At 70.5% G+C, this 2,234-nt stretch carries 3 protein-coding genes; 2 read left to right on the top strand and 1 reads right to left on the bottom strand.

Translation table 11 applies throughout. The features are described 5' to 3' along the window. Positions 1-50: 50 nt before the first annotated feature. Positions 51-569, bottom strand: a complete 519-nt coding sequence (locus tag ACWDTP_RS38215; RefSeq protein ID WP_450028406.1) for a lipoprotein LpqH — start codon at positions 567-569, stop codon at positions 51-53. Between the two features lie 172 nt (positions 570-741). On the opposite strand from ACWDTP_RS38215, the gene ACWDTP_RS38210 reads away from it, so the two are divergent. Beyond that, positions 742-999: a hypothetical protein gene (locus ACWDTP_RS38210; protein ID WP_450028407.1), complete on the top strand. Its 258-nt coding sequence runs from the start codon at positions 742-744 to the stop codon at positions 997-999. A 3-nt stretch (positions 1,000-1,002) separates the two neighbouring features. Continuing rightward, a complete protein-coding gene (locus ACWDTP_RS38205; protein WP_450028405.1) occupies positions 1,003-2,190 on the top strand; it encodes a winged helix DNA-binding domain-containing protein in 1,188 nt (395 codons plus the stop codon). Positions 2,191-2,234: the final 44 nt, after the last annotated feature.

Here is a 2,234-nt window from a genome sequence, read left to right as displayed (position 1 = left end):
CTCGGGGGGGGGCGCGCCGTTCCCGCGCCCCCCCCGCCGTGTCGGAACGGTCAACTGCAGGTCACCGTGATGGTGAACGGCTTGTTGACCATCCCGGCCATCGGGTTCTTCATATCGGCGCCGGACGCCTCACCGGTGATGGTGTAGGTGTCACCGTCCACCGTGACCTCGGCGGACCCGACCTTGGCTCCCATCGCCTCACTCACCGCCAATGCGCTGCCGTCGTAGACCAGGCCCAGCGATTCCACCTTCGGGGTGGCCTCATCGGTCATCACGACGCCCAGGCCCTGCTGGCCGCCGATCGCGGCGCTGGCCACGTTGATCTTGCCGGCCTGCTTGACACAGGTCACCGAGTTGAGGTCGAGGCCGGCCAGGTCGGCGCCGTCGACCTGGACCGCGGCGTTGGCCCCGGTGCTGACCTGCGTATCGGCCGCCGCCTCCGCCGATGCGGCCGGCTTCTCGGAAGCCTGATCGTCGGCCTTGTCCTGCGAGCAGCCGACCACCACCGCGCCGACGGCGAACAGTCCCACGGCGCCTGCGATCACCCGATTCCTGGCGTTAACGGTCATTGCCTCTTCTCCTTCGTCTCCGTCGCCCCGATGGCTCCGTCGTGCCCCAAGTCAAGGCCGGACGGATCGCTACCGATCCCAAGAAATGTCGGTTGCCGCAGGTAACGTGGGGTGCGTGACAGACGATCCGGCCCGGCCCAGCGAACCCGACGAGTCCGTGGTGGAGGGCGAGGTGGTCCCGGCCGCGCCGGCGCAGCCCGTTCCGGTGCCGCCCGCCGAAACCGGATACACCGCCGCCGGGGTGCCGACGTTCGATGCGGTGCGGGAGAAGATCGAGACCCGCTACGGCACCGCGATCGGGTCGGCCGAACTGGCCGCCGAGACCCCCGAGGGGCGTCAGGCCGAGGAGCAGTACGAGAAACGCCAGGAGGCGGCGGCCGCGCGCCTGGATCAGATCCGTGAGTCCATGCGTAAACCCGAGGACACCTGATCCGTGCGGTCGTTCACCCCGGCGCAGCGACGCGCCCGGCTGGCCCACCGGCATTTCCTGAGCCCCGGCCGGCCCGCCCATTCGGTCCTCGATGCCACCGCAAGCCTGGTCGGGCTGCACGCCACCGACCCGTCGACCCCGTACCTGTCGCTCTGGGCCCGGCTGCCGGAGTTCACCGTCGCCGACTTCGATTCCGTGCTCTACCAGCGCCGCACCGTGGTCAAACATCTGGCGATGCGCCGCACCCTGTGGATCGTGCGCGCCGAGGATCTGCCCGTTGTCCAGGCCGCGGCCAGCGACCGGGTGGCCGGCTCCGAATTCCGCAAACTGGTCGGCGACGTCCAGAAGGCCGGTGTCGCGGCGGACGGCGAAACCTGGGTCGCCGCGGCCTGCGCGGCGGTACTCGCCCATCTCGGCGAGCACGGACCGACCAACGCGCGGGATCTGCGCGCGGCGCTGCCCGAGCTGACCGGCAGCCACGACCCGGCCCCCGGGAAGCGGTGGGGCGGAGCAATCCCGTTGGGCCCAAGGGTTTTGACGCTACTCGGGGTCCGCGGCGAGATCATCCGCGGACCCAATGAGGGCTCGTGGACGGTGTCGCGGCCGCGCTGGTCGACCACGGTCGGATGGCTCGGCGACAAACTCGCCGAGGCGGACCCGGAGGCCGCCCGGGCCGAGCTCGTGCGCCGCTGGCTGGCCGCGTTCGGCCCGGCGAGCCTGACCGACATCAAATGGTGGTTCGGCAACACCCTGACCTGGGCGCGGCAGGGGTTGCGCGATGTCGGCGCCGTCGAGGTCGATCTATCGGGGACCCCTGGTTACGTCCTGCCCGAGGATGTCGACGACGACCCCGATCCGGAGCCCTGGTGTGCCCTGCTGCCCGGATTGGATGTCACCACGATGGGCTGGTTCGACCGGGACTGGTACCTGGGACCGCATCGCGGCCAGGTGTTCGACACCAACGGCAACGCGGGCCCGACCGTATGGTGGAACGGGCGGATCGTCGGCGCCTGGGGCCAGGACGGTGACGGGCGGGTCGGGTTTCGCCTACTCGAGGAGATCGGCCGCGACGGCGCGGGTGCGGTGCAGCGGCGCGCCGACGAACTCACCGAATGGCTGGGCGGCGTGCGGGTCAACCCGCGGTTCCCGTCGCCGTTGACCAAGGCCGGCGCCTTCGCCGAACAGACGTAAACCTGCCCCTTTTCGTCGGAAAACGGGCAGGTTTACGTCTGCTC

The organism is Mycobacterium sp. NPDC003449, assembly GCF_053588415.1.
Note: the sequence above shows the minus strand (reverse complement) of the source record. Positions and strands in the feature narration are given on the sequence as shown.

What these genes read in the sequence shown, in the direction of transcription:
- ACWDTP_RS38215 (WP_450028406.1), bottom strand. Translation starts at nt 569, where the DNA reads ATGACCGTTAACGCCAGGAATCGGGTGATCGCAGGCGCCGTGGGACTG.